The organism is Rhodanobacter sp. DHB23 (assembly GCF_014842975.1).
Lineage (GTDB): Bacteria > Pseudomonadota > Gammaproteobacteria > Xanthomonadales > Rhodanobacteraceae > Rhodanobacter_A.
On sequence record NZ_JACYXK010000020.1, the window covers coordinates 71,676 to 95,401 of the forward strand.

Genomic DNA, 23,726 nt, shown 5'->3' on the forward strand with positions numbered 1-23,726 from the left:
GAACCGCCTCCGCACGACGACCCCTGCCGTCGCGCGACGCATCAGAAATCGATGCAGCGCCCGTTCTTCTCCCAATCGCCGTAGCGGGTGGGATCGAGCGCCGGCCGCTCCGTCGCCGCCTTCTCCCCCGCGGGTCGCGCGGGCACGGCCACGGTTTCCGCCGGAGCGGAAGCGGGACTGGATTCGGTTGGGCGGGAAGTGTCGGACATGGTCATCGCAAGCGGCGGGAGATTAATACTTGCGGCAATGCCGCACAACCTTGACTAAGAGCCTGTCCAGTATCTCCGCGTTGCCTTGCCGTGGCCATCGAGTGGCAGTGCGTGGCGCAGCGCCTGCCCGGTTTGGCAGGCCAAGCCGCGTGCCACTGCATGGCGGCCATGGCAAGGCAACCCATGAGGATCGGGTCTGTTTGCGCGCACGCCGGCGTCATCACCCGGTCGTGGACGAACGTCCACTTCCCTATTCACCTGGCCTGCGCGCAAACAGCTCCCAGTGCGTGCGATCCGGAGATAGCTGGACAGGCCCCGAGATCGCGACGACTTGCGCTCTGCCCCTGCCGGCCACATCTTGATCCGCCTATGTCGACTCCCCGCCCCGCCGAAACCCTGCTGATCGAAGGCCCCGATGCGCTCGCCTTCGCGCACGCGCAATTCAGCAGCAACGTCCAATCGCTCGCCATCGGCGCGTGGCAGTTCAGCGCGTGGCTGAATGCCCAGGGACGCGTGCGCGTGCTGTTCCATCTCGTGCGCCTCGACGAGCAACGCCTGTTGCTGCTGCTGCGCGGCGGCGAAGCGGATGCGCTGCGCGAAGCACTGCGCCGCTACGTGTTCCGCTCCAGACTCACGATCACCGCCTCGCCGTGGCGCGTGCCATCCATCGCTGCCGCGCTGCCACTGCATGAAGCACTCGTCGCACGGAACGACATCGTGCTTGGCTGCGGCGCGCACGGCTTGCGCATCGCCACGGACGGTGAAGGCGACGTGCGTTGGCGATTGCCGCAACTGCAACTCGGCTGGCCGTGGCTGCCTCCTTCGACACTCGACACCCTGTTGCCACCCGCGTTGTCGCTGCATCGCCTGCACGCCGTCGCCATCGACAAGGGCTGCTACCCCGGCCAGGAGATCGTTGCGCGACTGCACTGGCGTGGCGGACACAAACGGCACCTGTGCACAGTGCAGCTGGCATACGACGCGACACCCGGCACCACGTTGCACCGCGAAGGCCACGACGTCGGCGTGCTGCTCGATGTCATCGCGCACGACAACTGCATCGATGCACTCGCCGTAGTGAATGACGACATCATGTCGGTGTCCGCAGACGACGCCACGCCGCAGTTCGACGACGAGCTCGTACTGCGCTTGCAACATCGATGGGAGAATTGATTCGCACATCGTCGCGCATCCGTGAACAATCGTTCACTTTCGTCATCGATTTGTGTGAGTTTGGGGTGAATCGAAACGACGCGGCACTTGCCGCGAAAAAAAACCGCCGCTAGGCTCCCCCAATCCTTTTGGCCCGACACCCGTCATCGGTGCGGCAGAAACACGCGACGAACCGGAAGATTCCGAATCGGCGCGACCCGGTGAAGACCACCGGATGGAACAACCGCCTGAGTGCGGAAAACGTCGCAGGCTACACGGCACAGGTACCGCGCAACGCCGCGACAACATCCTTCGATCGGCACAGAGACACCGCCATTCGAACGCCACAATCCCGTGGCACTTCGCCCAGCCACAAGTTTCGGTTGCGCGATTCAATCCAGGTGGAACGGCCTGCCCGCCCGTCCACCGCAACGGCGCAAAGGACAACGCATCGTCCGCGCGTACAGCACGCTGGAGGCAGAAATGAAACTTTCCATGTTGTTGTGGCTGACCACCCTGATGCCACAACCCGTCGCAAACCAGGCCTGCCTGGCGACGACGGTGTACCTGGAGGCGCGCAGCCAACCCACCGTCGGCCAGATGGCCGTTGCCGAAGTGGCGATGCGCCGCCGCGAACGTGGTCAATGGGGCGGCACGGTGTGCGAGGTCGTGATGGCGCCGCACCAGTTCGCCACCACCACCACACCCGGCTCGTTCGAGATCAACAGCCTCGACTCCTTCCACAAGGCGTGGGAGATCGCAGGCCAGACGATCCACGACTGGCAATTGCCGGCAAACCGGCGCCGCCTTCTGGTGCCGCACGCCGATCACTTCGCGACCGCCGCGGTGACTCCCGCATGGTCGCGCAACAAGACCGGCATCACCATCGGCGACCACACGTTCTACGCGGTAAATTGAATCAACGGAAGCCACAAAAAATGCCCTCTTGCGAGAGCATTTTTCATTTGGACGTCCAGACATCCATCCGTCCAGACAGCTAACCATCACATCGGATAGACGAGCCCGTTGGCGATCTGCACGTAATCGCCGTTGCGCACGCGTGGGTCCTCGCGCTGCGTCACCGTGGCGTACTGGCCATTGTCCAGCCGTATCACGATGCGCCACGCGTTGCTGCCGCCGCCGGAGTTCTGTCCGATCTGGTTGCCGACGACGCCACCCGCCAATGCGCCCACCACCGTGGTGGCCGTGCGGCCATCACCCTTGCCGATGGTGCTGCCGAGTACGCCGCCGGCCACCGCGCCGATCACCGCGCCCAGCGCGCCGCCATTCGGGTTGCCGTTGTCGATGTACACCGGCCGCACGTCCTGCACCACGCCACATCCCTGCTGGCAACGGGCGTAGCCCGCGCCATAGGCCTGACCGTAGCCCTGGCGATAGCCGCCATTGCCGTAGCCCGGATTGGTGACGCAACCGGACAGCGCCAGCCCGATCGCAAGCGCGATCGCCGGAACCATGCCACGCATGAATGCGTTCATCGCGATGCTCCTTCGACTTCCATTGGATCAGCGCGCATCCGAAACGGCTGTCACGCCTTCCTGCACCTGCACGCGATCGCCCGGATCGTGGTCCATGCGCGTGGTGCGCGTGACGCCGTTGTACACGTACTGCACGTCGTAGCCGACGATCTTGTCGCTGCCGGCGACCGTATTGCACTGGCGCTGCACCGACTGCGTCACCTGCGGCTGATGATGGGCATTCTCGATGCGGTTGCCGGCGTAGCCACCGCCCACCGCGCCAGCCACCGTGGCCAGGGTGTTGCCCTTGCCGCCGCCGACCATGTGGCCAAGCAGGCCGCCGGCCACCGCGCCGATCGCGGTACCGGCGACGTTATGCTGATCCTTCGGCGGCGCCGCCTGGTTGACCACCACGTCGTGGCAGACCTGCTGCGACGCGCTCGTCGAATGCACCGGCGTCACGCTGACCACCTGGGCATACTGCGGGCCGGCCGGCGCCGCCGGGGCGACCGGAGCAGCCGCGGGTGCTGGCGCCGACGAAGCCGCCTGCGCCACCTGCGTGCCGGCATCGGCGCTGCGGTTGCAGGCCGACAGCCCGACGGCCAGCGCGGCCGCGATACCGACATTGAGTGCATTGACCATTAGCTTTTTCATGACTCTCCTCCTCTGTTTGTGTTGCGGTCGCGATGCCGCGGGCATGCAGTTTCTCGCGGCCCTCACATCCATTGAACCTTCATGATTCTGAATAACGCCGGACCGGACGCTACACTAACTTCACCCGGTCCACTGCCAGCCACGGCACAGAAACGGAGGCCGATCGCGCCGTGCCAGTCGACAGCCACGTCCACCTCGACGACCAAGCATTCGACGCCGACCGCGCACAGGTGCTGCAACGCGCGAACGACGCCGGCGTGCGGCAGTTGGTGATCCCCGCCGTGGACGCGGCGAGCTGGCCGCGCATCCGCGAACTTTGCGCAACCCGTCCAACCATGCTGTTCCCCGCCTACGGCCTGCATCCGCTGTACCTGCGTCAGCATGCGCCCGGCGATGTCGACGCCCTGTCGTCATGGTGCGCCTCAAGCGACGCTGTCGCCATCGGCGAGATCGGGCTGGATTTCCATCAACCCGACCTCGATCCCGACCTGCAGCGCGACTACTTCGCGCGGCAACTGGCGCTGGCCCGCGAACTCGGCCTGCCGGTGATCGTGCACGCACGGCAGGCACTGGAGGAAGTCATCCTCACCCTGCGACGCCATCCGGGCGTGTGCGGCGTGGTGCACAGCTTCTCCGGCAGCGAAGAACAGGCGCGAAGGCTGTGGCAACTCGGTTTCCTGGTCGGCATCGGCGGCCCGGTGACCTACGACCGCGCACAGCGCCTGCGCCGCATCGTCGCCAACATGCCCGGCGAATTCCTGCTGCTGGAAAGCGACGCCCCGGATCAGCCCGACGCGGGCCATCGCGGCCAGCGCAACGAACCGGCGCGCGTCGCCGAGGTGTTGCGCTGCGTGGCCGCTCTGCGCGGCGAAGCGGAACGCGACGTGGCCGCCGCCACCGCCGCGAACGCCCGACGCCTGTTCCACCTGCCCGCCCCCGGACTCGACTGACCCGCGACCAGGCACTTGCGCCGCGCTTCCGCGCGCGCCACAATTTCATTCACCAGTGAAATATGAATTGATGAAATGACACTGCTCGGCAATTGCATGGCGATGATGGACGAGGGCATCGGGCGCATGCGCGAGGCCATTTCGCACCTTCCCGCCGAACAGGCCACGCTGTGCCGGCTGATGTCGATGGTAGGCAAGCGCATGGACGAGGGGCTGGAGGAAAAGCTCAAGCCGCATCAGCTCAACCACAGCGAGTTCCTCACCCTGATGATGCTGTACAGCCGCCCGGACGGCAGCTCCACGCCGGGTGAACTGTGCGAGTTCACTTCGCAGGGAAGCACCAACATGACGCGCATCGGCAACACGCTGGTAAAGCGCGGCCTGATCTCGCGCGGCGCCAGCGCCGAGGACCGCCGCTGCGTGGTGATGCGCATCTCTGCCGCCGGACGTCGTTTCGTGCTGAAGATGCTGCCGCCGATGTTCCCCCGCCTGGAGGCGATGTTCGCCGGCTTCAGCGCCACCGAACGCAGCCAGCTCAGCCGCCTCCTGCGCAAGCTCGCCAACAACCTCGACCAGCTCGACGCGGAGGACGCGTCGTGAAGGAGCCCAAGATGACCCTCGCCCCGCCACGCCCGCGCGCAGCCATGGCGCTTGCCGTCATGCTGGCGCTCGCCGGCTGCGCATTCGCGCCGCCGAAGCTGCAGCACCCCGCGCTGCGCGACGACGTGCCGCTGGCCGGCCTGCAGGGCACCGCCGTCGCCGGCTGGCCGGCCACCGACTGGTGGCACGGCTACGACGATCCGCAACTCGACGACCTGATGGCCACGGCCTTGGGCCAGTCGCCCGACCTCAGGCAGGCGCAGAGCCGCGTGCACACCGCCGAACAGTCGGTGAAGCTCGCCGCCGCGCAGGCCGGGCTGAGCATCAACGGCAGCGCGCAGGTCGCCCGGCAACGGCTGAGCGAACACGGCCTGATGCCGCCGCAGCTGCTCGGCTTCACCTGGTACAACCAGGCCGACCTCGGCGTGCAGTTCGAGTACGACTTCGACTGGTGGGGCAAGAAGCGCGCCGCGATCGAAAGCGCGCTGGACCAGGCGCACGCCGCCGAGGCCCAGCGCAGCGAAGCCGCGCTGACGCTGCAGAACGCGGTGGCCGGCACCTATTTCGGCTGGCTGGCCGACGAGGCGCGCCTGGCCCTGGCCGGGCAATCGCTGGCCGTGCAGCAGCGCCTGCTTCGAATCGCCGAGCTGCGCGTGCGGCAGGGCGTGGACCTGCCCGACACCGTGCAGGAGGCGCGTGCGCGCATCGCCGGTGTGGAACAGGCGCAGACGGCACTGGAAAGCTCGGCGAAGATCCGCAAGGTGGCGCTGGCCGCCCTGCTCGGCGTCACGCCCGAGCAGTTGCCGGCACTGTCGCCGCGCCCGCTCCCGGCGATCCACGGCGGTCTGCCCGCCGATGCGAAGCTCGACCTGATCGCCCGCCGCCCCGACATCGTCGCCAGCCGCTGGCAGGTCGAGTCGGCGCTGCAGCAGACCGACGCGGCGCGCGCGCAATTCTTCCCCGACGTCAGCATCACCGCGCTGGCCGGCCTGTCCAGCACCAACCAGGCCGCGCCGGCGCTGTTCGGCGGCGGCGGCTCGGGCAACCTCGGCAACGTGTTCAGCGCGGGCAGCCGCGTGTTCGGCCTCACGCCCGCGTTGCACCTGCCGATCTTCGAAGGCGGCCGCCTGAAGGCCGCCTACGGCATCAGCCGCGCCCAGCTCGACGACGCGGTGGCGCAATACAACGCCTCGGTGTTCCATGCCGCCCGCGAAGTCGCCAGCCAGGCACTGGCCGCCGAGCAGTTGGCCGCGACCCGCCAGCAGCAGCAACAGCAGGTCGACGCCAACGAACAACTCGGCAACACCGCGCGCTCGCGCCTGCAACGCGGCGTGACCGATGCCCGCGAAAGCCTCGCCGCGCAGGCGCAGTTGCTGCAGCAACAGGACCAGGCCATCGCCCTGCATGCGCAGGCGCTGGGTACCGACCTCGACCTCATCAAGGCGCTGGGCGGCGGCTATCGCCTGCCCGCCGACGCCGACGCGAATTCCTCTTCCACGAACAGCCACCGGAGCCCAAGCCCATGAGCGCCACCGAGTCCACCCTGCCGCAGGGCGCCAATGACAGTGGCCTTGCCGCCAAGGATCCGCCCAAGCGCCGCCGCGCGCTGCTGATCGTGACGACGGTCTTCGTACTCGCCGCCCTGGCCTGGTTCCTGCTGTGGAAGTTCGTGTTCGCCAACCGCGAGAACACCGACAACGCCTACGTGGGCGGCAACCAGGTGGGCATTTCCGCACAGGTGCCCGGCACCGTGGTCGCGGTGCTCACCGACGACACGCAGCACGTCGATGCCGGCCAGGTGCTGGTGAAGCTCGATCCCACCGACGCCGACGTGCGCCTGCGCCAGGCGCGCAGCGCTCTGGCGCTCGCCGTGCGCCAGGTGCGCGGCCAGACCGACAGCGCCAGCGGCGCCGATGCCGCGGTGGCGGCGCGCAAGGTCGACCTGGCGAAGGCCGAGGCCGACCTCAAGCGCCACCTGCCGCTGGTGGCCGCGCAGGCGGAATCGCCCGAGATCGTGCAGCACCTGCGCGATGCCGTGGCCGGCGCACAGGCCGCGCTGGATGCGGCGCAGGCGCAGGCGCAGTCCGCCCATGCGGCCATCGCCGGCACCGACACCGCCGGCAATCCGGCCGTGCAGCAGGCGCGCGCCAACTTCCGCGCCGCCTGGGTGGCCGCGCAGCGCAACACCATCGTGGCACCGGTGTCCGGCTATGTGGCCCAGCGCAGCGTGCAGCTCGGCAACAGCGTGTCGCCCGGCCAGCCGCTGATGAGCGTGATCCCGCTGCACCAGCTGTGGGTGGACGCCAACTTCAAGGAAAACCAGCTGGGCCGCATCCGCATCGGCCAGCCGGCGACCATCACCACCGACCTCTACGGCAGCAAGGTGGAATACCACGGCAAGGTGATCGGCCTGGGCGCCGGCACCGGCAGCGTGTTCTCGCTGCTGCCCGCGCAGAACGCCACCGGCAACTGGATCAAGGTGGTGCAGCGCGTGCCGGTGCGCATCGCGCTGGACGACCAGGAGCTCGACCGGCATCCGCTGCGCGTGGGCCTGTCCGCCGACGTCACCGTGGACGTCAGCCAGGACCAGGGCAAGGTGCTGGCTGCCGGCCCGGCGCAGCCCGCCGCCGAGACCAATGTGTACGACGCCATCGCCAGCCAGGCCGATGCCGAGGCCGACAAGGTGATCGCGGCCAACCTCGGTGCCGGCGGCAAGTCGCGTTGATGTCCTGTCCGTCATACCGGCGCAGGCCGGACAAGCGCTTCGCGCGCAGAACGCCCGCAGGGCGGCCCCAGAGGGGCGAGCGAAGCGAGTCATCCAGGGCCTCCCCGCCGCCAAACGCAAAGACACTGGACTCCGGCTTGCGCCGGAGTGACGGCCAAAGCAGTCCCACCCCATAGCTCCAGACACCCGCGCGAGCACCGCATGGCCACCACCCCTGAAAACGCCGCCCCGCTGAAGCCGCTGCACGGCGGCCCGCTGGCGCTGCTCACCATCGCCGTCGCGTTCAGCACCTTCATGGAGGTGCTGGACATGACCATCGTCAACGTGGCCGTGCCGCACATCTCCGGCAGCCTCGGCGTGAGCGCCAGCGAAGGCACGTGGACGATCAGTTCCTACTCGCTGGCCAGCGCGATCATGCAGCCGCTCACCGGCTGGCTGGCGCGGCGCTTCGGCGAGGTGCGCACCTTCGTGGTCTCGGTGCTGCTGTTCGTGGTCTTCTCGATGCTGTGCGGCCTGGCCACCAGCATGCCGATGCTGGTGTTCGCGCGCCTGATGCAGGGCGCGGGCTCCGGCCCGATGGTTGCGCTGTCGCTGACCCTGCTGCTGACCAGCTACCCGAAGGAGAAACAGGGCATCGCCATGGCGATGTGGGCGATGACCGTGGTGGTGGCGCCGATCTTCGGCCCGATCCTGGGCGGCTGGCTCACCGACAACTTCTCGTGGCCGTGGATCTTCTACATCAACCTGCCGGTGGGCCTGGCCGCGGCGGTCATCACCTGGTCGATCCTGCACAAGCGCGAGACGAAGACGGTCAAGGCGCCGATCGACGCGGTGGGCCTGCTGCTGCTGGTGGCCGGCGTGGGCTGCCTGCAGTTCATGCTGGACAACGGCAACGACCACGACTGGTTCGCCTCGCCGCTGATCCTCACGCTGGGCCTGGTCGCGCTGGTCTGCCTCACTTTCCTGGTGGTGTGGGAAATCCACGCCAAGCACCCGGTGATCGACCTTTCGCTGTTCAAGCAGCGCAACTTCACCGTGGGCGTGGTGGCGCTGACGCTGGGCATGTTCGCGTTCTTCGGCATCAACGTGGTGTTCCCGCTGTGGCTGCAGCTCGACCTGGGCTACACCGCCACCTGGGCGGGCCTGGCTACCGCGCCGGTCGGCGTGCTGGCCTTCCTGCTGTCGCCGATCCTGGGTAAGAACATGCACCGGCTGGACCTGCGCTCGGTGGTGACCTTCGCCTTCATCGTCTTCGCGTTCACCTCGTACTGGTTCGCCGGCTTCGACAGCAACGCCTCGTTCGGCACGCTGGTGGTGCCGCGCTTCGTGATGGGCATGGCCATCCCCTGCTTCTTCATCCCGCTGAACCAGATCTACCTGTCCGGCCTGCCCGCCTCGGAGATCGCCAGCGCCTCGGGCCTGTCCAACTTCTGCCGCACCATGGGCTCCAGCATGTCCACCGCGATCACGGTGACGCTGTGGCAGCACCGCGGCGAGCTGCACCATGCCAACCTCACCGAGGACGTCAGCAACGCCAACCCCGCGGCCGCGCAGTTCCTGCAGGGCCTGGCCCAGCACGGCATGCCGCACACGCAGAGCCTGGGCCTGATCGACCAGCTGGTGAACCGCGAGGCGCTCACCCTGGCGGTGAACGACGTGTTCTGGGGCTGCGCGGTGCTGTTCGTGCTGCTGATCCCCATCCTGTGGTTCGCCAAGCCTCCGTTCGGCAGCGCCGGCGGGGCGGTCGGCCACTAAAGAGCCTGTTCCATATCTCCACGTGGCCCGCGTTGCCCATGAATGGCCGCCAGGTGGTCGTGCGCGGCGTAGCGCCTGCCTGACTGGCAGATCAAGCCGCACGCTGCCGCATGGTGGCCATTCATGGGCAACCCTATGGGCCGAGTCTGTTTGCCCACATGCCGGCGTCATCACTCGGTCGTGGACGGACGTCCACTCCTTCGTTCTTCCTTAGCCTGCGCGCAAACAGCTTCCGGCGCGGGCCACGTGGAGATATGGAACAGGCTCTGGGCCGCCGTTTGCTGCAGACCACCGTGTCGCACATCGCGGCGCCACGGCCATCGCGGAGCAGACCAATTTCCGGACATGCATGCCAGTGGTCTACTGGTGCGGCGCAATATCTTCTGCTAGTTTCGCCGCATGGCACAAAACAAACGCACCATCAAGAAGTATCCGAACCGTCGGCTCTACGACACCGAGATCTCCAGCTACATCACGCTGGAAGAGGTGCGCCAGCTGGTGCTGGACAACGAGGACTTCGAAGTCCGCGATGCCAAGACCGGCGAGGATCTGACCCGCTCCGTGCTGCTGCAGATCATCTCCGAGCACGAGGAGAAGGGGCAGCCGATGCTGTCGCCCCAACTGCTCAGCCAGATCATCCGCTTCTACGGCGACTCGCTGCAGGGCTTCATGGGTCCGTACCTGGAACGCAGCCTGCAGGTCTTCCTCGACCAGCAGCAGCAGTTCCGCACCCAGCTCAACAGCCTGATGGGCCAGACCCCGTGGGCGATGGTGAACGAGCTGACCGAGCGCAACATGGATGCGTGGAAGACCATGCAGCGCGGCCTGCTCGACGCCGCCGCGCAGATCACCCCGCCAGGCGGCCGCGGCAAGAAACCCGGCTGATCCCCTCCATCCAGTTCATCCACGCGCCGCCTCGAGCGGCGCGTTTTATTTTGAAGAGTGCGGCCATGGATGGCCGCCCGTGTGATTCATGCGGTCAGGGACGATCGCAAAGATATTGAAAGTGCGGCCACGGATGGCCGCCCGTGTGATTTAAGCGATCAAGGACGATCGCAAAAACACCGCCCGATCGCAAAGCAACGGAAACCCCATGAACGCACCTGTCACCTCCCGCCTGGCCCTGGTCACCGGCGGCCTCGGCGGCCTCGGCGCCGAAATCTGCCGCCAACTGGCGCAGGCCGGCCGCCGCGTGATCGCCGCGGACCTGCCCGCCAGCGAAACCCGCCTTGCCGCCTTCCGGGAAGCCACTGCCGCATTCGGCGACGCCATCCGCTACGAACCGATGGACGTCAGCGACCACTCGGCCTGCGCGGCGGTGATCGGCCGCCACGAGCGCGAGCACGGTGGCGTGGACATCCTGGTCAACGCCGCCGGCATCACCCGTGACGCCAGCCTGCGCAAGATGACGCCGGCGCAATGGCACGACCTGATGCGCGTGAACCTCGACGGGGTGTTCAACACCAGCCATGCCGTGCTGGAAGGCATGACCGCGCGCGGCTTCGGCCGCATCGTCAACATCAGCTCGGTGAATGGCCAGACCGGCCAGTTCGGCCAGGCCAACTACTCCGCCGCCAAGGCCGGCGTGCACGGCTTCAGCATGGCGCTGGCGCGCGAGACCGCGCGCAAGGGCGTCACCGTCAACACCGTCTCGCCCGGCTACTGCGACACGCCGATGGTGGCTGCGGTGCCCGCCGAGATCCGCGCCCAGATCATCGCCGGCATCCCGGTGGGCCGGCTGGGCCAGCCCGCCGACATCGCCCGCGCCGTGACCTTCCTCACGGCCGACGACGCGGGTTACCTCACCGGCGTCAACCTGCCGGTGAACGGCGGGTATTTCATGAGCTTCTGAGGCGCATAGCGCGGCGCGTATTGCAGTCGCGCGCCGCTTGCGGAACAGTGGGCGGACCACTTTCCCGGTACGCGACATGACGCAAGCTACTCGCATCACCCTCATCGGCGGCGGCCTGGTCGGCGCCCTGCTGGCGCGGCAACTGGCACAGCACGGCTTTGCGGTGGAGGTGTTCGAGAAGCGGCCCGACCCGCGCCGTGCGGGTTTCCTCGGCGGGCGTTCGATCAACCTCGCGCTGGCCGAACGCGGCCTGCAGGCGCTGCGCACGGCGGGACTGGCCGACGAGGTGCTGCGACGCGCGGTGATGATGCGCGGGCGCATGGTGCATGCGCACGGCAGTGCCAGCGGCCTGCAGCGCTACGGCGTGGACGACAGCGAGGTGATCTGGTCGGTGTCGCGCGGCGCGCTGAACATGCTGCTGCTGGATGCCGCCGAAGTGTCCGGCGTGCGTTTCCATTTCGGCCAGTCGCTGCTGGGCGCGGATTTCGACCGGTGCCGCATCCGGCTGGCCGACGAGGCCGGCACGGCGCGCGAGCACGATGCCGGCCTGCTGATCGGCGCCGACGGTGCGGGTTCGATGCTGCGCGCGGCGATGAACGCCCATGCGCCGCTGGGCGAGCGCATCGAACCGCTAGGCCACGGCTACAAGGAGCTGGAGATACCCAACGCCGGCACCCTTCCGCCCGCACTGGTGCAACAGTCCGGCGGCGCAGGCCATTTCGCGCTGGAGCCGCATGCACTGCACATCTGGCCGCGCGGCGGCTACATGTGCATCGCGCTGCCGAACGCCGAGGGCAGTTTCACGGTGACGCTGTTCCTGCCCGCGCAAGGCGCGCATCCCAGTTTCGCCACCCTGCCCGATGCTGCGGCGGCGCGCGCGTTCTTCGCCGCGGACTTCCCCGACCTGCTGCCGCTGATCCCGCGCTTCGACGCGGACTACGCGGAGCACCCGATGGGCACGCTCTCCACGCTGTACCTCGACCGCTGGCACCTGGACGGACGCGCCCTGCTGGTCGGCGACGCGGCGCACGCCATCGTGCCGTTCCACGGCCAGGGCATGAACTGCGGCTTCGAGGACACGGTGACGCTGACCGAGCTGCTCGCCGCCGCGCCCGGCGACAGCGCCGGCGTGTTCGCCGAGTTCCAGCGCATCCGCCAGCCCAATGCGAACGCGATCGCCACGATGGCGCTGGAGAACTACGTGGAGATGCGCGACTCGGTGGCCGACCCGCACTACCTCGCCAAACGCACGCTGGGCGCGCAGCTGGCCGAACGCGCGCCGCGACACTTCATGGCGCGCTACCGCATGGTCACCTTCACGCATCTGCCTTACAGCTACGCGCTGGAGCGGGGCCGCCTGCAGGACGCGCTGCTGGAGGAAATCCTGCGCGACGCGCCGGACGCTGGCGCCGTCGATCTCGACGCGGCGGCGCGCATGCTGCAAGCTCGGCTTTCGCTCCTGCCCGCGCCACTACGCCATGAATGAGTTCCTGCTCGAAGACTTCCGCAACACCACCTACCACGTGGTGCTCGACACGGTGCGCTGGGCGGCGATCCGCATCGACCTGCCGCTGCCAGCCGAGCTGGCGGCCGTCGTCGGCGCGCGACCATGGGGCTTCATCACCGCCTGGAACCCGCAGGCCCGCCGCCGTCCCCAGGCGGAGAACCTCGCCGCGCAGCAGGCGCTGGTCGATGCCCTGGGCAAGCTGCCGGACGTCGCCGTGTATCCCGCCATCGGCGTGGGCCAGACCGGCTGGAGCGAACCCAGCCTGTTCGTGATCGGCGCCGACGTGCCCACGCTGGACGGGCTGATGCGCGAGCACGCGCAACTGTCCTACGTGCATGGCGAGGCCGACGGCCCCGCCGAACTGCGCATGCTGGGTTGAGCGGCTCTGCAGCGGCAGCCCGCCGCATGGACAAGCTCGCCGGCCATTGCGGAGAATGCGGCGGATGACCGCAGCCACCGCCACTCCCCTGCTCGAAGCGCATCGCCTGAGCTTCCACCGCCAGGACGAGCCGGTGTTCGCGCCGCTGGATTTCCGCCTGCACGCAGGCGAACTGGCCCTGGTCGAGGGCGACAACGGCAGCGGCAAGACCACCCTGCTGCGCCTGCTGGCCGGCCTGCTGCATGCGAGCGAAGGCGAATTGCGCTGGCGCGGCGAACCGCTGCAACGCGACGCCTGCGCGAACGAGATCCTGTTCCTCGGCCACCAGTTGGGCCAGAAGCACGAGTTGAGCCCGCGCGAGAACCTGGCCTTCGCCGCCGGCCTGCACGGTTGCCGCGCCGGCATCACGCCGGATGCGGTGCTGGACGAAGTGGGTCTGCGCGGTTACGAGGACGAACCGGTGCGGCGTCTTTCCGCGGGGCAGAAGAAACGCGCCGCGCTGGCACGCCTGCTGCTGCTTCCGGCCACGCTGTGGTTGCTGGACGAGCCTTACGCGAACCTCGACCGGCATGGCATTGCGCTGGTCAACCGGTTGCTGGAGCGGCACGTGGCCGACGGCGGCACCGCGCTGGTGAGCAGCCACGGCGCCGTCGGGTTCCATGGCGGGGAACCGCAGCGGATACGCATGCATGCGTAAAGGGCCATGGTCTTTCCCTGCCAGCAGGCACGCGCCTTGCTCCCCTCGCCCGCTTGCGGGAGAGGGGGCGGGGGAGCGGGGCCTTTCCGCCCTTGCCGCAAGCAACAAGGCAGTTGCAGCCGTGACGTTGCCGGGTCGCATGCCATGAGCGCCTCGCTCGTGCCCGCCTGCTCCGCGATGCTTCGACGCGACCTCACGCTGGCGTGGCGGCGGCGGGGGGACATGGCGATGCCGGTGCTGTATGCGGTGATCGTGGTGGTGCTGTTTCCGTTTGCGCTGGGGCCGGATCTGGCGTTGCTGCAGCGGATCGCGGGCGGCGTGGTGCTGGTGACGGTGTTGCTGGCGATGCTGCTGGCGCTGGACGGGATGTTCGCCAGCGACATCGAGGACGGCTCGCTGGAGCAACTGGTATTGGCGCCGCAGCCGCTGGCGCTGATGCTGGGCATGAAGGTCCTCGCGCACTGGCTGACCACGGCGTTGCCGCTGATCGTGATCGCGCCGCTGCTGGCCGGCATGCTGCACCTGCCCGCGGCGGCCATGCCGGCGCTGCTGCTGGCGCTGCTGCTGGCGACGCCGCTGCTCAGCCTGCTCGGCGCGGTGCTGGTGGCGCTGACGGCCGGCACGCGGCGCTCTGGTATGCTGCTGGCACTGATGTTGCTGCCGCTGTGCGTGCCGGTGGTGATCTTCGCGGCCGGCGCGGTGGCAGCCGCCCAAGAGGGCCTTCCGTGGGTTGCTCCGGTCGCGTGGCTGGCCGCCGCACTCATCCTCTGCGTAGTGTTGGCGCCGCTCGCCTGCGCGGCGGCCTTGCGTATTGCCCTGGATTCGTAAGTCATGGCCACCTGGATCCCGCTCTGGTTGCACAAGCTCGGCTCACCGCCGACGTTCTACCGTTTCGCGGGTGCGGTCATGCCGTGGGCGATGGGGCTGGCGCTGCTGTTCGGCGTCATCGGCCTGTACGGCGGGCTGGTGCTGGCGCCGCCGGATTACCAGCAGGGCGATGCCTACCGGATCATCTTCATCCACGTGCCCAGCGCGTGGATGAGCATGTTCGTCTACGCGGCGATGGGCGTGTCCGGCTTCGTCGCGCTGGTGTGGCGCATCAAGCTGGCCGAGGTGGTGGCGATGGAATCGGCGCCGATCGGCGCGGCCTTCGCCTTCATCACCCTGGTCACCGGCTCGCTGTGGGGCAAGCCGATGTGGGGCACGTGGTGGACGTGGGATGCGCGGCTCACCTCCGAGCTGGTGCTGCTGTTCCTCTACCTTGGCGTGATCGGGCTCTACCACGCGTTCGAGGATCGCCGCCAGGGCGCGCGCGCCGCGAGCTTCCTCGCCATCATCGGCGTCATCAACGTGCCCATCGTGCATTTCTCGGTGGTGTGGTGGAACACCCTGCACCAGGGCAGCACGGTGAACATCTTCGGCCACTCCAAGATGCCGTGGGAAATGTTGTGGCCGCTGCTGGCGATGACGCTGGCGACCAAATGCTGGTACGCGGCCAGCCTGTGCCGCCGCGCGCGCACTGACATCCTTGCACTGGAAGGCGGCAAGGACTGGGTGCGCGCGATCGCCGAGGCGGAGGGCGCCCGATGAGCGCGCTGCAGCACTTCCTCGCGATGGGTGGCTACGCCATGTATGTGTGGCCGGCCTATGCCGTGTTCTTCGCGGTGCTGGTCGTCGACGGCGTGGCACCACGGCTGCGCCGCCGCCGCATCCTGCGCGAACTGCGCGGCCGCCTGGCGCGGCAAGCCGCGCGCGAACGCCGCCCGTCCCCTCCAGCGAACTGATCCGCCATGCCGATGAACCCCACTCGCAAGCGCAGGCTCACCATCGTGATCGTGGTCGCGGTTGCCGCGGCACTGGCGATCAGCCTGGTGGTGTACGCGCTGCAGCAGAACATGAACTACCTGTTCACCCCCAGCCAGGTGCAGTCGGGACAGGCGACGCAGTACAAGACCTTCCGCCTCGGCGGCATGGTCAAGGCCGGCTCGATCCAGCGCAGCAAGGATTCACTGCAGGTCACCTTCACCGTGGTCGACGCCGGCGGCGCGATGCCGGTGGAGTACACCGGCATCCTGCCCGACCTGTTCCGCGACAACCAGTCGGTGATCGCCACCGGGCACATGGACGGCGCGCGCTTCGTCGCCACCGAGGTATTGGCCAAGCACGACGAGACCTACATGCCGAAGGAACTGAAGGATGCGATGGCCAAGGCGCATGCGGACGCGCAGGTGAAGGAAGCCGCCGCGCAGGACAAGAGCCCATGACCCCCGAACTCGGCCAGCTCGCGCTGGTACTCGCCTTCCTGCTCGCCATCGCGCAGGGCGTGCTGCCGCTGCTCGGCGCATGGCGCGGCAACCGCGCGCTGATGGCGGTGGCGCGGCCCGCCGCGGCGGGCCAGGCGGTGTTCGTGGCGATGGCGTTCGGCATACTCGCGTGGGCGTTCCTGCACTTCGATTTCTCGGTGCAGTACGTGGCCGACAACTCCAACCTCGCGCTGCCGTGGTACTACCGCATCGCCGCGGTGTGGGGCGCGCACGAGGGTTCGCTGCTGCTGTGGATCCTGATCCTCAACCTGTGGACGGTGGCGCTGGCCGCGCTCAGCCACCGCCTGCCGGAGGCGTTCGCCGCGCGCGTGATCGGCGTGATGGGTCTGATCGCGATCGGCTTCCTCGCCTTCATCCTGTTCACCTCCGATCCGTTCGGCCGACTGCTGCCGATGCCGGCCGACGGCGCCGACCTCAACCCGGTGCTGCAGGACCCCGGCATGACCTTCCACCCGCCCGTGCTGTACATGGGCTACGTGGGTTTCTCGGTCGCGTTCGCGTTCTCCATCGCCGCCCTGCTCGGCGGCGAAGTGGAACAGGCCTGGGTGCGCTGGGCACGGCCGTGGACAAACGCCGCGTGGGGCTTCCTCACACTTGGCATCGTGGCCGGCAGCTGGTGGGCCTATGCCGAGCTGGGCTGGGGCGGCTGGTGGTTCTGGGACCCGGTGGAGAACGCCAGCTTCATGCCGTGGCTGGTCGGCGCGGCGCTGATCCACGCGCAGGCGATCACCGAGAAGCGCGGCGGCCTGCGCGCGTGGACGCTGCTGCTGTCGATCTTCGCGTTCTCGCTGTCGCTGCTGGGCACCTTCCTGGTGCGCTCGGGCGTGCTCACTTCGGTGCACGCGTTCGCCTCCGATCCGCGCCGCGGCATCTTCATCCTGATCTTCCTCACCATCGTGGTGGGCGGCTCGCTGCTGCTCTACGCGTTGCGCGCGCCCAAGGTGGCGGGCGGCAAGCCGTTCAACGTCGTCTCGCGCGAAACGGCGCTGCTGATCGGCAACCTGCTGCTGGCCACGGCTTCGGCGATGGTGCTGCTGGGCACGCTGTTCCCGCTGATCGGGGACGCGTTGCACCTCGGCCGCATCTCGGTGGGGCCGCCCTACTTCGGCCTGCTGTTTCCGCTGCTGATGGCGCCGGTGGTGGCGCTGTTGCCGTTCGGACCGTTCCTGCACTGGGGCAAGGCCGATGGCGGCGTGCTGAAGCAGGTGATGTTGCGCGCCGGCATCGCCGCGGTGGCTTGCGCCATCGTGGCGGCGTTCTTCGTGCAGGGGCAACTGAAAGCCATCGTGGGCGTGGCATCGGCAGTGTGGATCGCCGTGGGCGTGCTGCTGTACGCGCTGAAGCGCTGGCGTGAAATGCCGCGCGGTCGTCGCTATCCCGCCGAGATGGCCGGCATGCTGCTGGCGCACCTCGGCGTGGGCGTGTTCGTGGTCGGCGTACTGCTGTCCGAGTCGTTGAGCGTCACCCACGACGTGCGCCTCACGCCGGGCCAGAGCGAAAGCGTGGCCGGCTACGACTTCCGCTTCGACGGCGTGCACCGCACCGTCGGCCCGAACTGGCATGCCGACCAGGGCGTGGTCACCGTACTGCGCGACGGCGCCACCGTGGCGACGATGCATCCGCAGAAGCGCACCTATTCGCACGAGCAGGTGCAGACCGAATCGGCGGTGGACGCCGGCGTGTTCCGCGACCTGTACGTGGCGCTGGGCGAGCCGATGGACGCCAACGACATCGAAGGCGCGTGGGCGCTGCGGCTGTACTACAAGCCCTTCGTGCGCTGGATCTGGGGCGGTGGCCTGCTGATGATGCTGGGCGGTTTCGTCTGCGCCGGCGACCGCCGCTTCCGCATCAAGCGCATCGCCGCCGAGGCCGCCCTGCCCGTCGCGGCAGCTTCGCCGCAGGAATCGCCGGCATGAAGCGCTTCGTGCCGCTCATCGTGTTCATGGCGCTGGTGGGCCTGTTCGGCTTCGGCATCTGGTGGAACACCTGGCACGACGCACGCTACGTGCCCTCGCCGCTGATCAACAAACCCGCGCCCGACTTCGCGCTGCCGAAGCTGGATGCGCCGGAGCAGACCGTCACCAAGGCCAGCCTGCTCGGCAAGCCCTACCTGCTCAACGTGTTCGGCAGCTGGTGCGTGGCCTGCGCCGAGGAACACCCGGTGCTGATGAGCGACGGCCACCAGCTCGGCATCGCGCTGGTGGGCTACGACTACAAGGACGCGCCCGACGACGCCAGACGCTGGCTGCGCGACCGCGGCAACCCGTATGACCTGGTGATCGCCGACCAGCCCGGCCGCACCGCGATCGACTTCGGCGTGTATGGCGCGCCGGAGAGTTTCCTGGTCGATGCGAAGGGCGTGATCCGCTACAAGCACATCGGCCCGCTCACGTCCGAGGTGATCGCGCAGGAACTGCAGCCGGCGATCGATGCCGTGAAGCGGGAGACGCCATGACCGCCCGGATCTCACGCAGGAGCGGCTTCAGCCGCGATTCTTCGCCACGCCGGTCGCGGCTGAAGCCGCTCCTGCATGTCACGCTGCTGGCGCTGCTGGCCTTCGCCGGCCACGCCTTCGCGGCCACCGGCGCGATCGAGCCGCTGCCGTTCAAGGATCACGCCCAGGAAGTGCGCTTCCAGAACCTGACGAAGCAGCTGCGCTGCATGGTCTGCCAGAACGAGAACCTGGCCGACTCCAACGCCGACCTCGCCCGCGACCTGCGGCTGGAAGTGTTCCAGCTGATGCAGCAGGGCAAGTCCGACGACCAGATCAAGCAGTACCTGGTGGACCGCTATTCCGATTTCGTGCTGTACAAGCCGCCGCTGAAACCCGGCACCTGGCTGCTGTGGTTCGGGCCGTTGGCGATCCTGCTGGCCGGCGGCGCGGTGGTGGTGGTGGCGATACGCCGGCGCAACCGCGACGACGGCGCCATCGATGATGACAAGCCTGCCGATGGCAGGCGGGCCGGCAACGAACCGGCCGACACGGGGGACGACTGGTGAAGCTCGCGTTCTATCTGGTCGCCGCCGCGATGGTCGCGGTGGCGCTGGCCCTGCTGCTGCTGCCCTTGCTGCGCGAAGGCCGCCGGCACGGCCGCCCGCGCGGCGTGTTCGCGCTTGCGCTGGGCATCGCCCTGCTGCTGCCGATCGGCGCCGGTGCGCTGTACCTGCACATCGGAACGCCCGTCGCGCTGGACGGCGTGCCCGCCGCCCCCAGGCGCATGGACTTCCAGCAGGCACTGACCGAACTGCGCACGCATCTCCAGCAACAGCCTGACGATGCACAGGGTTGGGCCTTGCTGGCCGAAGCCACCACTGCACTCAAGCAACCCGCGGACGCACGCGATGCCTGGGGCCACGTGCTGAAGATCACGCCGAACGACGTGGCCGCCATGGTGGGCTGGGCCGAAACCGATTCGATGGCGCGCAGCGACCACCTGATCGAAGGCCGCGCACTCGACCTGCTGCACCGCGCGCTGGAGCTGCAGCCGGACAGCCAGCGCGCGCTGTGGCTGCTCGGCATCAGCCAGTTCCAGCACGCGCAGTACGCGGATGCCGCCGCCACCTGGCGCAAGCTGCAACCGCTGCTGGAACCCGGCTCCACCGTGGCCAAGACCGTGGCCGAGCAGATCGCGAACGCCGATGCGCGCGCCGGCATCAAGCCTTCGGCTGAACCCGCACCGGCCGCGAGCCAGGGTGCCGCGCTGAAGGTGGAAGTGAGCCTGGCACCCGCACTCAAGGACAAGCTGCACCCGGGCGACCAGCTCTACGTCTACGCCCGTGCAGCGAGCGGCCCGCCGATGCCGCTGGCGGTGGCGAAGCTGGCGGCCGACGCGCTGCCGGCCACGGTCACGCTCACCGACGCGATGGCGATGACGCCGGAGCTGAAGCTCTCCTCGGTGGCGCGCGTGGTGGTGGCGGCGCGGATCAGCCACAGCGGCGAGCCGATCGCCCAGCCGGGCGACCTGGAAGGCAGCGCCGGCATCGTCGACACCAACCGCAAGACACCCATCGCCATCGCCATCGACAAGGTGCATTGAGCATGGCCGCCGAACCCGTCGCCGACGCCCGCCAGTACTGTGCCCTGCCCTCGCCGTTCGCCATGAAGCGCGGCGGCGCGCTGCACGGTGCGCGCGTGGCCTACGAGACCTGGGGCACGTTGAATGCCGCGCGCGACAACGCGCTGCTGGTGCTCACCGGTCTGTCGCCCAGCGCGCACATGACGTCCAGCGCGGAAGATCCCGCGCCTGGCTGGTGGGAAGACATGGCCGGCCCCGGCAAGGCTATCGACACCGACCGCTGGTTCGTGATCTGCGTGAACTCGCTGGGCAGCGACAAGGGCTCCACCTGCCCAGCCTCGACCAACCCCGCCACCGGCGCAGCCTACCGGCTGGACTTCCCCGAACTGTCGCTGGAAGACGTGGCCAACGCGGCGCACGCCGTGGTGCGGGCACTCGGCATCGACAAGCTGGCCTGCCTGCTCGGCTGCTCGATGGGCGGCATGGCCGCGCTGGCCTACATGCTGCTGCATCCCGGCACGGTGCGCGCCCACGTCAGCGTGGACACCGCACCGCAGGCGCAGCCCTTCGCCATCGCGATCCGTTCGCTGCAGCGCGAGGCGATCCGGCTCGATCCCGACTGGGCCGGCGGCAACTACGACATCCACGGCGACGGCGAGCGCTATCCCGACATGGGCATGAGCATCGCGCGCAAGCTCGGCGTGATCACCTACCGCTCGGCGATGGAGTGGAACGGCCGCTTCGCGCGCATCCGCCTCGACGCCGAGCAGCGCGAGGAGCAACAGCCCTTCGGCTTCGAGTTCCAGGTGGAGTCCTACCTCGAAGGCCACGCCCGGCGCTTCGTGCGCAGCTTCGACCCGAACAGCTATCTCTACCTCTCGCGCGCCAGCGACTGGTTCGACACCGCCGAATACGGCGGCGGCAACGTGATGGAGGGGTTGAAGCGTATCCGCGTCGAACGCGCGCTGGTCATCGGCGTCAGCACCGACATCCTGTTTCCGCTGGAACAGCAGGAGCAGATCGCCGAAGGCCTGGCAGCCGCCGGCGCCGCCGTGGACTTCGTGGCGCTGGATTCGCCGCAGGGCCACGACGCCTTCCTAGTCGACATCGAAAATTACAGCCGCGCCATCGGCGGTTTCCTGGCGAAGCTTTGAATCCAGCGCGGATTACGGTGACGACTGAATAGCGTCCCGGCATGCCCTGAACAACACGCCGGTGTCGCCCACCCTGCAGCTGCCCAATTCGGGTCATCCTGAAAGGACTGCCGTGGGTCGAGACAGACACTTTCCCTATCCTCAATGACGCAGGTTGATCGCCCTGCCCTTCGGCAGCGCCTTGCTTGCACCACCGCCCCTTCCTCCCGTCGTGTCCGAGGAATCGTTTGTCAACTATATCCATAGTTGACAAGCCGACGGACGCGAGTATCTACTATGTCCATAGTAGATGATGCGCCGGTGCATGAAGATTTCCCTCACCGATCGAGAAGCCGACATCATGCAGGCCCTGTGGGACCACGGGCCTTCGTTGGTCGCCGAAGTTCGCGAACGTCTGAGCGACGAGCTCGCCTACACGACGGTGCTTACCGTACTACGTACGCTCGAAGGCAAGGGCTATGTAGGGCATGACGAGGAAGGACGCGGGCATCGCTACTTCGCCAGCATCAAGCAGCAGGCTGCACGCAAGAATGCGGTGCAGCACCTGACCGACAAGCTGTTCAAGGGCTCGGCGGAGTTGCTCTTCTCGCACCTGGTGTCGGAACAGAAGCTCAGCGCCGAGCAGATACGTCGCATGCGGCAGCTGCTGGCCGAACGCTCCGCCAAGGACGAGTCCCGATGATTGCCTGGATGCTCTATGCCGTCCTGGTCACGCTGGCGTTGAGTGCGGCCGCACTCCTGGCGGAACGGGCGGCCAAAGTTCGCGGAGCCGTAACGCGATGGTTGTGGATCGCATCGCTCATCGGTTCGCTGGTGCTGCCAATGGTGATTGCCTACGCATCGATACGACTTCCCGACAACCTCAAATCCGGCGAGGCGCCGACGTCGATTGTCCTGCGCAATGCCACATCGATACGGATGCCATCGGTGCTGCTCGATCTTGAGGACGTCCGGCCGTACGCCATGTCCACCAGCATCGATGCGCTGGCACGCACCATCTGGGCTATAGCCTCGGTATTGATGGCGCTGATGCTCGCCGTGGGTTCCACGCTGTTGCAGCGACGCAAGCGCGGTTGGCATGAAGGAGTTCTATGTGGCGAGCGCGTTCTGGTCGCGCCTAGCGCGGGGCCTGCGGTCGTCGGCTTGATGCGCCCGCGCATCGTTGTACCTGCGTGGCTGCTGCACGCAAGCGAGGAACAGCAGCGATGCACGCTCGCCCATGAACGTTCGCATCTGGACGCACGCGATCCGCAAGTCATCGCGCTCGCCTTGGCATTGCTGACGCTGATGCCATGGAATCCATTGCTGTGGTGGCAATTCCGCCGCCTGCGCCGCGCGATCGAGGTGGACTGCGATGCCCGCGTCCTGCTGGGTGGGCACGACATCACCGCGTATTGCGAAACGCTGATCCAGGTCGGCCAGCGCCAGTCGGGTCGCATCGCCGTGGTACCCGCGATGTCCGATTCCGCGTCGTTCCTTGAACTGCGGATCCGCCAGATGCTGCGCAAGCCGGGCAAAGGGGCGCGCGCTTCGGCGGCCGCACTGGTTTGCGCTTCGCTGGGCATGGCGATCTTTGCGGCGCAGGTAACACCGCCCGATTCCGGCCGCCGGAACGCGCAGGCCACTGTCGTGCTGGGCAACGACACGCTTGACCGCTACACCGGCTTTTACCAGATCAGCCCGATCTCGCTTATCGCCGTGACGCGTGCCGGCAACGGTCTCACCGTCAGTATCAGCGGGCAGATCGCCGCACCGAAGCCGTTCCATATCGTCCCGATCGGCGAGACCCGATTTGCCGTGGAAGGCAAGGATGGCGCCAGTGTGCACTTCGTCACGGACGTCCATGGATACGCCTCGCGACTGGTCGCCACGCAGAACGGGCGCGTTGTCCTCGACCGACCGCGTATCGACAAGGCCACCGCCGACCGGATCAACGCCGCGCTTGCGGCTCGCATCAAGGCGCAGAAACCGTTCCCGGGCAGCGAGAAGGCATTGCAATTGCTGCTCAGCGATCCCGACAGCGGCGCCGGCATGAGCCCCGACCTGGCCTGGGTGCGCGAGCAGCAGAAGGCGTCGAGGGAAAAGTATCTCGCCGAGATCGGACCGGTCGAATCCTACACATTCACGGGCGTCAGCAAGTTCGGTTCGGACACCTACCTCGTCAAGCGCCAGCACGGCGAGGAAAGGATCCTGCTGGTGGTCGACGCGGATGGAACCCTGGCCACCGCCGTTCGGTTTTCCTCGATGACTCCCGCACCGAAGAGCTGACCAGCCCCC

General features: G+C 67.9%; 26 protein-coding genes. 23 read left to right on the plus strand and 3 right to left on the minus strand.

Going from position 1 to position 23,726, the window contains the following annotated elements; all coding sequences use genetic code 11:
* Positions 1 to 41: 41 nt before the first annotated feature.
* Entirely contained in the window at positions 42 to 209 is a 168-nt protein-coding gene (locus tag IHE47_RS03495) for a DUF1674 domain-containing protein (RefSeq protein ID WP_192104295.1), read from the minus strand.
* Positions 210 to 578: 369 nt separating this feature from the next.
* Here IHE47_RS03495 and IHE47_RS03500 point away from each other — a divergent pair, with 369 nt between their 5' ends.
* Both IHE47_RS03500 and IHE47_RS03505 read left to right on the plus strand, forming a co-directional pair.
* Complete coding sequence (locus tag IHE47_RS03500) at positions 579 to 1,382, plus strand: folate-binding protein YgfZ (protein WP_192104297.1); 804 nt, start codon at positions 579 to 581, stop codon at positions 1,380 to 1,382.
* 462 nt (positions 1,383 to 1,844) lie between these two features.
* Positions 1,845 to 2,279 carry a cell wall hydrolase gene (locus IHE47_RS03505; protein ID WP_225561597.1) on the plus strand — a complete coding sequence of 145 codons (435 nt, stop codon included), beginning with the start codon at positions 1,845 to 1,847 and terminating at the stop codon, positions 2,277 to 2,279.
* An 86-nt stretch (positions 2,280 to 2,365) separates the two neighbouring features.
* On the opposite strand, the gene IHE47_RS03510 is transcribed toward IHE47_RS03505, so the two are convergent.
* Together IHE47_RS03510 and IHE47_RS03515 are read right to left on the minus strand one after the other, a co-directional pair.
* Positions 2,366 to 2,857 (minus strand): glycine zipper 2TM domain-containing protein, encoded by a 492-nt coding sequence (locus IHE47_RS03510; protein WP_192104299.1) that lies wholly within the window; start codon positions 2,855 to 2,857, stop codon positions 2,366 to 2,368.
* Between the two features lie 27 nt (positions 2,858 to 2,884).
* Positions 2,885 to 3,490 (minus strand): glycine zipper 2TM domain-containing protein, encoded by a 606-nt coding sequence (locus tag IHE47_RS03515; protein WP_192104300.1) that lies wholly within the window; start codon positions 3,488 to 3,490, stop codon positions 2,885 to 2,887.
* 170 nt (positions 3,491 to 3,660) lie between these two features.
* On the opposite strand from IHE47_RS03515, the gene IHE47_RS03520 reads away from it, so the two are divergent.
* From IHE47_RS03520 to IHE47_RS03620, 21 genes are all read left to right on the plus strand, one after another.
* Positions 3,661 to 4,440 carry a TatD family hydrolase gene (locus IHE47_RS03520; RefSeq protein WP_192104303.1) on the plus strand — a complete coding sequence of 260 codons (780 nt, stop codon included), beginning with the start codon at positions 3,661 to 3,663 and terminating at the stop codon, positions 4,438 to 4,440.
* 75 nt (positions 4,441 to 4,515) lie between these two features.
* Positions 4,516 to 5,040 (plus strand): MarR family transcriptional regulator, encoded by a 525-nt coding sequence (locus tag IHE47_RS03525; RefSeq protein WP_192104304.1) that lies wholly within the window; start codon positions 4,516 to 4,518, stop codon positions 5,038 to 5,040.
* Positions 5,041 to 5,051: 11 nt separating this feature from the next.
* Positions 5,052 to 6,566: an efflux transporter outer membrane subunit gene (locus tag IHE47_RS03530; protein WP_192104306.1), complete on the plus strand. Its 1,515-nt coding sequence runs from the start codon at positions 5,052 to 5,054 to the stop codon at positions 6,564 to 6,566.
* Positions 6,563 to 7,765: an HlyD family efflux transporter periplasmic adaptor subunit gene (locus IHE47_RS03535; RefSeq protein WP_192104308.1), complete on the plus strand. Its 1,203-nt coding sequence runs from the start codon at positions 6,563 to 6,565 to the stop codon at positions 7,763 to 7,765. The genes IHE47_RS03530 and IHE47_RS03535 overlap by 4 nt, the downstream gene beginning before the upstream one ends.
* Positions 7,766 to 7,966: 201 nt before the next feature.
* Positions 7,967 to 9,520 carry a DHA2 family efflux MFS transporter permease subunit gene (locus tag IHE47_RS03540; RefSeq protein WP_192104310.1) on the plus strand — a complete coding sequence of 518 codons (1,554 nt, stop codon included), beginning with the start codon at positions 7,967 to 7,969 and terminating at the stop codon, positions 9,518 to 9,520.
* 399 nt (positions 9,521 to 9,919) lie between these two features.
* Positions 9,920 to 10,405, plus strand: a complete 486-nt coding sequence (phaR, locus tag IHE47_RS03545) for a polyhydroxyalkanoate synthesis repressor PhaR (RefSeq protein WP_192104312.1) — start codon at positions 9,920 to 9,922, stop codon at positions 10,403 to 10,405.
* 208 nt (positions 10,406 to 10,613) lie between these two features.
* Complete coding sequence (phbB, locus tag IHE47_RS03550; RefSeq protein WP_192104314.1) at positions 10,614 to 11,372, plus strand: acetoacetyl-CoA reductase; 759 nt, start codon at positions 10,614 to 10,616, stop codon at positions 11,370 to 11,372.
* Positions 11,373 to 11,448: 76 nt separating this feature from the next.
* A complete protein-coding gene (locus IHE47_RS03555) occupies positions 11,449 to 12,858 on the plus strand; it encodes an NAD(P)/FAD-dependent oxidoreductase (protein ID WP_192104316.1) in 1,410 nt (469 codons plus the stop codon).
* Complete coding sequence (locus IHE47_RS03560) at positions 12,851 to 13,258, plus strand: DUF3293 domain-containing protein (RefSeq protein ID WP_192104317.1); 408 nt, start codon at positions 12,851 to 12,853, stop codon at positions 13,256 to 13,258. Before IHE47_RS03555 ends, IHE47_RS03560 begins: the two co-directional genes overlap by 8 nt.
* A gap of 64 nt (positions 13,259 to 13,322) precedes the next feature.
* A complete protein-coding gene (ccmA, locus tag IHE47_RS03565; RefSeq protein WP_192104318.1) occupies positions 13,323 to 13,955 on the plus strand; it encodes a cytochrome c biogenesis heme-transporting ATPase CcmA in 633 nt (210 codons plus the stop codon).
* A gap of 144 nt (positions 13,956 to 14,099) precedes the next feature.
* Positions 14,100 to 14,783, plus strand: a complete 684-nt coding sequence (ccmB, locus tag IHE47_RS03570; protein ID WP_192104319.1) for a heme exporter protein CcmB — start codon at positions 14,100 to 14,102, stop codon at positions 14,781 to 14,783.
* A 3-nt stretch (positions 14,784 to 14,786) separates the two neighbouring features.
* Positions 14,787 to 15,545: a heme ABC transporter permease gene (locus tag IHE47_RS03575; protein ID WP_192104321.1), complete on the plus strand. Its 759-nt coding sequence runs from the start codon at positions 14,787 to 14,789 to the stop codon at positions 15,543 to 15,545.
* Positions 15,546 to 15,550: 5 nt separating this feature from the next.
* Positions 15,551 to 15,739, plus strand: a complete 189-nt coding sequence (ccmD, locus tag IHE47_RS03580; RefSeq protein WP_192104423.1) for a heme exporter protein CcmD — start codon at positions 15,551 to 15,553, stop codon at positions 15,737 to 15,739.
* A 12-nt stretch (positions 15,740 to 15,751) separates the two neighbouring features.
* A complete protein-coding gene (ccmE, locus tag IHE47_RS03585; protein ID WP_192104323.1) occupies positions 15,752 to 16,219 on the plus strand; it encodes a cytochrome c maturation protein CcmE in 468 nt (155 codons plus the stop codon).
* Positions 16,216 to 18,195 (plus strand): heme lyase CcmF/NrfE family subunit, encoded by a 1,980-nt coding sequence (locus IHE47_RS03590; protein WP_192104325.1) that lies wholly within the window; start codon positions 16,216 to 16,218, stop codon positions 18,193 to 18,195. Before ccmE ends, IHE47_RS03590 begins: the two co-directional genes overlap by 4 nt.
* The gene (locus IHE47_RS03595) at positions 18,192 to 18,734 is read left to right on the plus strand and encodes a DsbE family thiol:disulfide interchange protein (RefSeq protein WP_192104327.1); all 543 of its coding nucleotides are present in this window, start codon (positions 18,192 to 18,194) and stop codon (positions 18,732 to 18,734) included. Before IHE47_RS03590 ends, IHE47_RS03595 begins: the two co-directional genes overlap by 4 nt.
* Positions 18,731 to 19,279 carry a cytochrome c-type biogenesis protein gene (locus tag IHE47_RS03600; RefSeq protein ID WP_192104329.1) on the plus strand — a complete coding sequence of 183 codons (549 nt, stop codon included), beginning with the start codon at positions 18,731 to 18,733 and terminating at the stop codon, positions 19,277 to 19,279. Before IHE47_RS03595 ends, IHE47_RS03600 begins: the two co-directional genes overlap by 4 nt.
* Positions 19,276 to 20,316 carry a hypothetical protein gene (locus tag IHE47_RS03605; protein WP_192104331.1) on the plus strand — a complete coding sequence of 347 codons (1,041 nt, stop codon included), beginning with the start codon at positions 19,276 to 19,278 and terminating at the stop codon, positions 20,314 to 20,316. The genes IHE47_RS03600 and IHE47_RS03605 overlap by 4 nt, the downstream gene beginning before the upstream one ends.
* A gap of 2 nt (positions 20,317 to 20,318) precedes the next feature.
* Positions 20,319 to 21,449, plus strand: coding sequence for a homoserine O-acetyltransferase (locus IHE47_RS03610; protein WP_192104334.1), 1,131 nt, complete (start codon positions 20,319 to 20,321; stop codon positions 21,447 to 21,449).
* 304 nt (positions 21,450 to 21,753) lie between these two features.
* Positions 21,754 to 22,131 (plus strand): BlaI/MecI/CopY family transcriptional regulator, encoded by a 378-nt coding sequence (locus tag IHE47_RS03615; protein WP_192104336.1) that lies wholly within the window; start codon positions 21,754 to 21,756, stop codon positions 22,129 to 22,131.
* Positions 22,128 to 23,717 (plus strand): M56 family metallopeptidase, encoded by a 1,590-nt coding sequence (locus tag IHE47_RS03620; RefSeq protein WP_192104338.1) that lies wholly within the window; start codon positions 22,128 to 22,130, stop codon positions 23,715 to 23,717. Before IHE47_RS03615 ends, IHE47_RS03620 begins: the two co-directional genes overlap by 4 nt.
* The last annotated feature ends 9 nt before the right edge of the window (positions 23,718 to 23,726 follow it).

Bases quoted from the DNA above. Each gene is read 5' to 3' on its own strand.
- IHE47_RS03495 (WP_192104295.1), bottom strand. From the start codon at position 209: ATGTCCGACACTTCCCGCCCAACCGAATCCAGTCCCGCTTCCGCTCCG.
- IHE47_RS03500 (WP_192104297.1), top strand. From the start codon at position 579: ATGTCGACTCCCCGCCCCGCCGAAACCCTGCTGATCGAAGGCCCCGAT.
- IHE47_RS03505 (WP_225561597.1), top strand. From the start codon at position 1,845: ATGAAACTTTCCATGTTGTTGTGGCTGACCACCCTGATGCCACAACCC.
- IHE47_RS03510 (WP_192104299.1), bottom strand. From the start codon at position 2,857: ATGAACGCATTCATGCGTGGCATGGTTCCGGCGATCGCGCTTGCGATC.
- IHE47_RS03515 (WP_192104300.1), bottom strand. From the start codon at position 3,490: ATGAAAAAGCTAATGGTCAATGCACTCAATGTCGGTATCGCGGCCGCG.
- IHE47_RS03525 (WP_192104304.1), top strand. From the start codon at position 4,516: ATGACACTGCTCGGCAATTGCATGGCGATGATGGACGAGGGCATCGGG.
- IHE47_RS03530 (WP_192104306.1), top strand. From the start codon at position 5,052: ATGACCCTCGCCCCGCCACGCCCGCGCGCAGCCATGGCGCTTGCCGTC.
- IHE47_RS03535 (WP_192104308.1), top strand. From the start codon at position 6,563: ATGAGCGCCACCGAGTCCACCCTGCCGCAGGGCGCCAATGACAGTGGC.
- IHE47_RS03540 (WP_192104310.1), top strand. From the start codon at position 7,967: ATGGCCACCACCCCTGAAAACGCCGCCCCGCTGAAGCCGCTGCACGGC.
- phaR (WP_192104312.1), top strand. From the start codon at position 9,920: ATGGCACAAAACAAACGCACCATCAAGAAGTATCCGAACCGTCGGCTC.
- phbB (WP_192104314.1), top strand. From the start codon at position 10,614: ATGAACGCACCTGTCACCTCCCGCCTGGCCCTGGTCACCGGCGGCCTC.
- IHE47_RS03555 (WP_192104316.1), top strand. From the start codon at position 11,449: ATGACGCAAGCTACTCGCATCACCCTCATCGGCGGCGGCCTGGTCGGC.
- IHE47_RS03560 (WP_192104317.1), top strand. From the start codon at position 12,851: ATGAATGAGTTCCTGCTCGAAGACTTCCGCAACACCACCTACCACGTG.
- ccmA (WP_192104318.1), top strand. From the start codon at position 13,323: ATGACCGCAGCCACCGCCACTCCCCTGCTCGAAGCGCATCGCCTGAGC.
- ccmB (WP_192104319.1), top strand. From the start codon at position 14,100: ATGAGCGCCTCGCTCGTGCCCGCCTGCTCCGCGATGCTTCGACGCGAC.
- IHE47_RS03575 (WP_192104321.1), top strand. From the start codon at position 14,787: ATGGCCACCTGGATCCCGCTCTGGTTGCACAAGCTCGGCTCACCGCCG.
- ccmE (WP_192104323.1), top strand. From the start codon at position 15,752: ATGAACCCCACTCGCAAGCGCAGGCTCACCATCGTGATCGTGGTCGCG.
- IHE47_RS03590 (WP_192104325.1), top strand. From the start codon at position 16,216: ATGACCCCCGAACTCGGCCAGCTCGCGCTGGTACTCGCCTTCCTGCTC.
- IHE47_RS03595 (WP_192104327.1), top strand. From the start codon at position 18,192: ATGAAGCGCTTCGTGCCGCTCATCGTGTTCATGGCGCTGGTGGGCCTG.
- IHE47_RS03600 (WP_192104329.1), top strand. From the start codon at position 18,731: ATGACCGCCCGGATCTCACGCAGGAGCGGCTTCAGCCGCGATTCTTCG.
- IHE47_RS03610 (WP_192104334.1), top strand. From the start codon at position 20,319: ATGGCCGCCGAACCCGTCGCCGACGCCCGCCAGTACTGTGCCCTGCCC.
- IHE47_RS03615 (WP_192104336.1), top strand. From the start codon at position 21,754: ATGAAGATTTCCCTCACCGATCGAGAAGCCGACATCATGCAGGCCCTG.
- IHE47_RS03620 (WP_192104338.1), top strand. From the start codon at position 22,128: ATGATTGCCTGGATGCTCTATGCCGTCCTGGTCACGCTGGCGTTGAGT.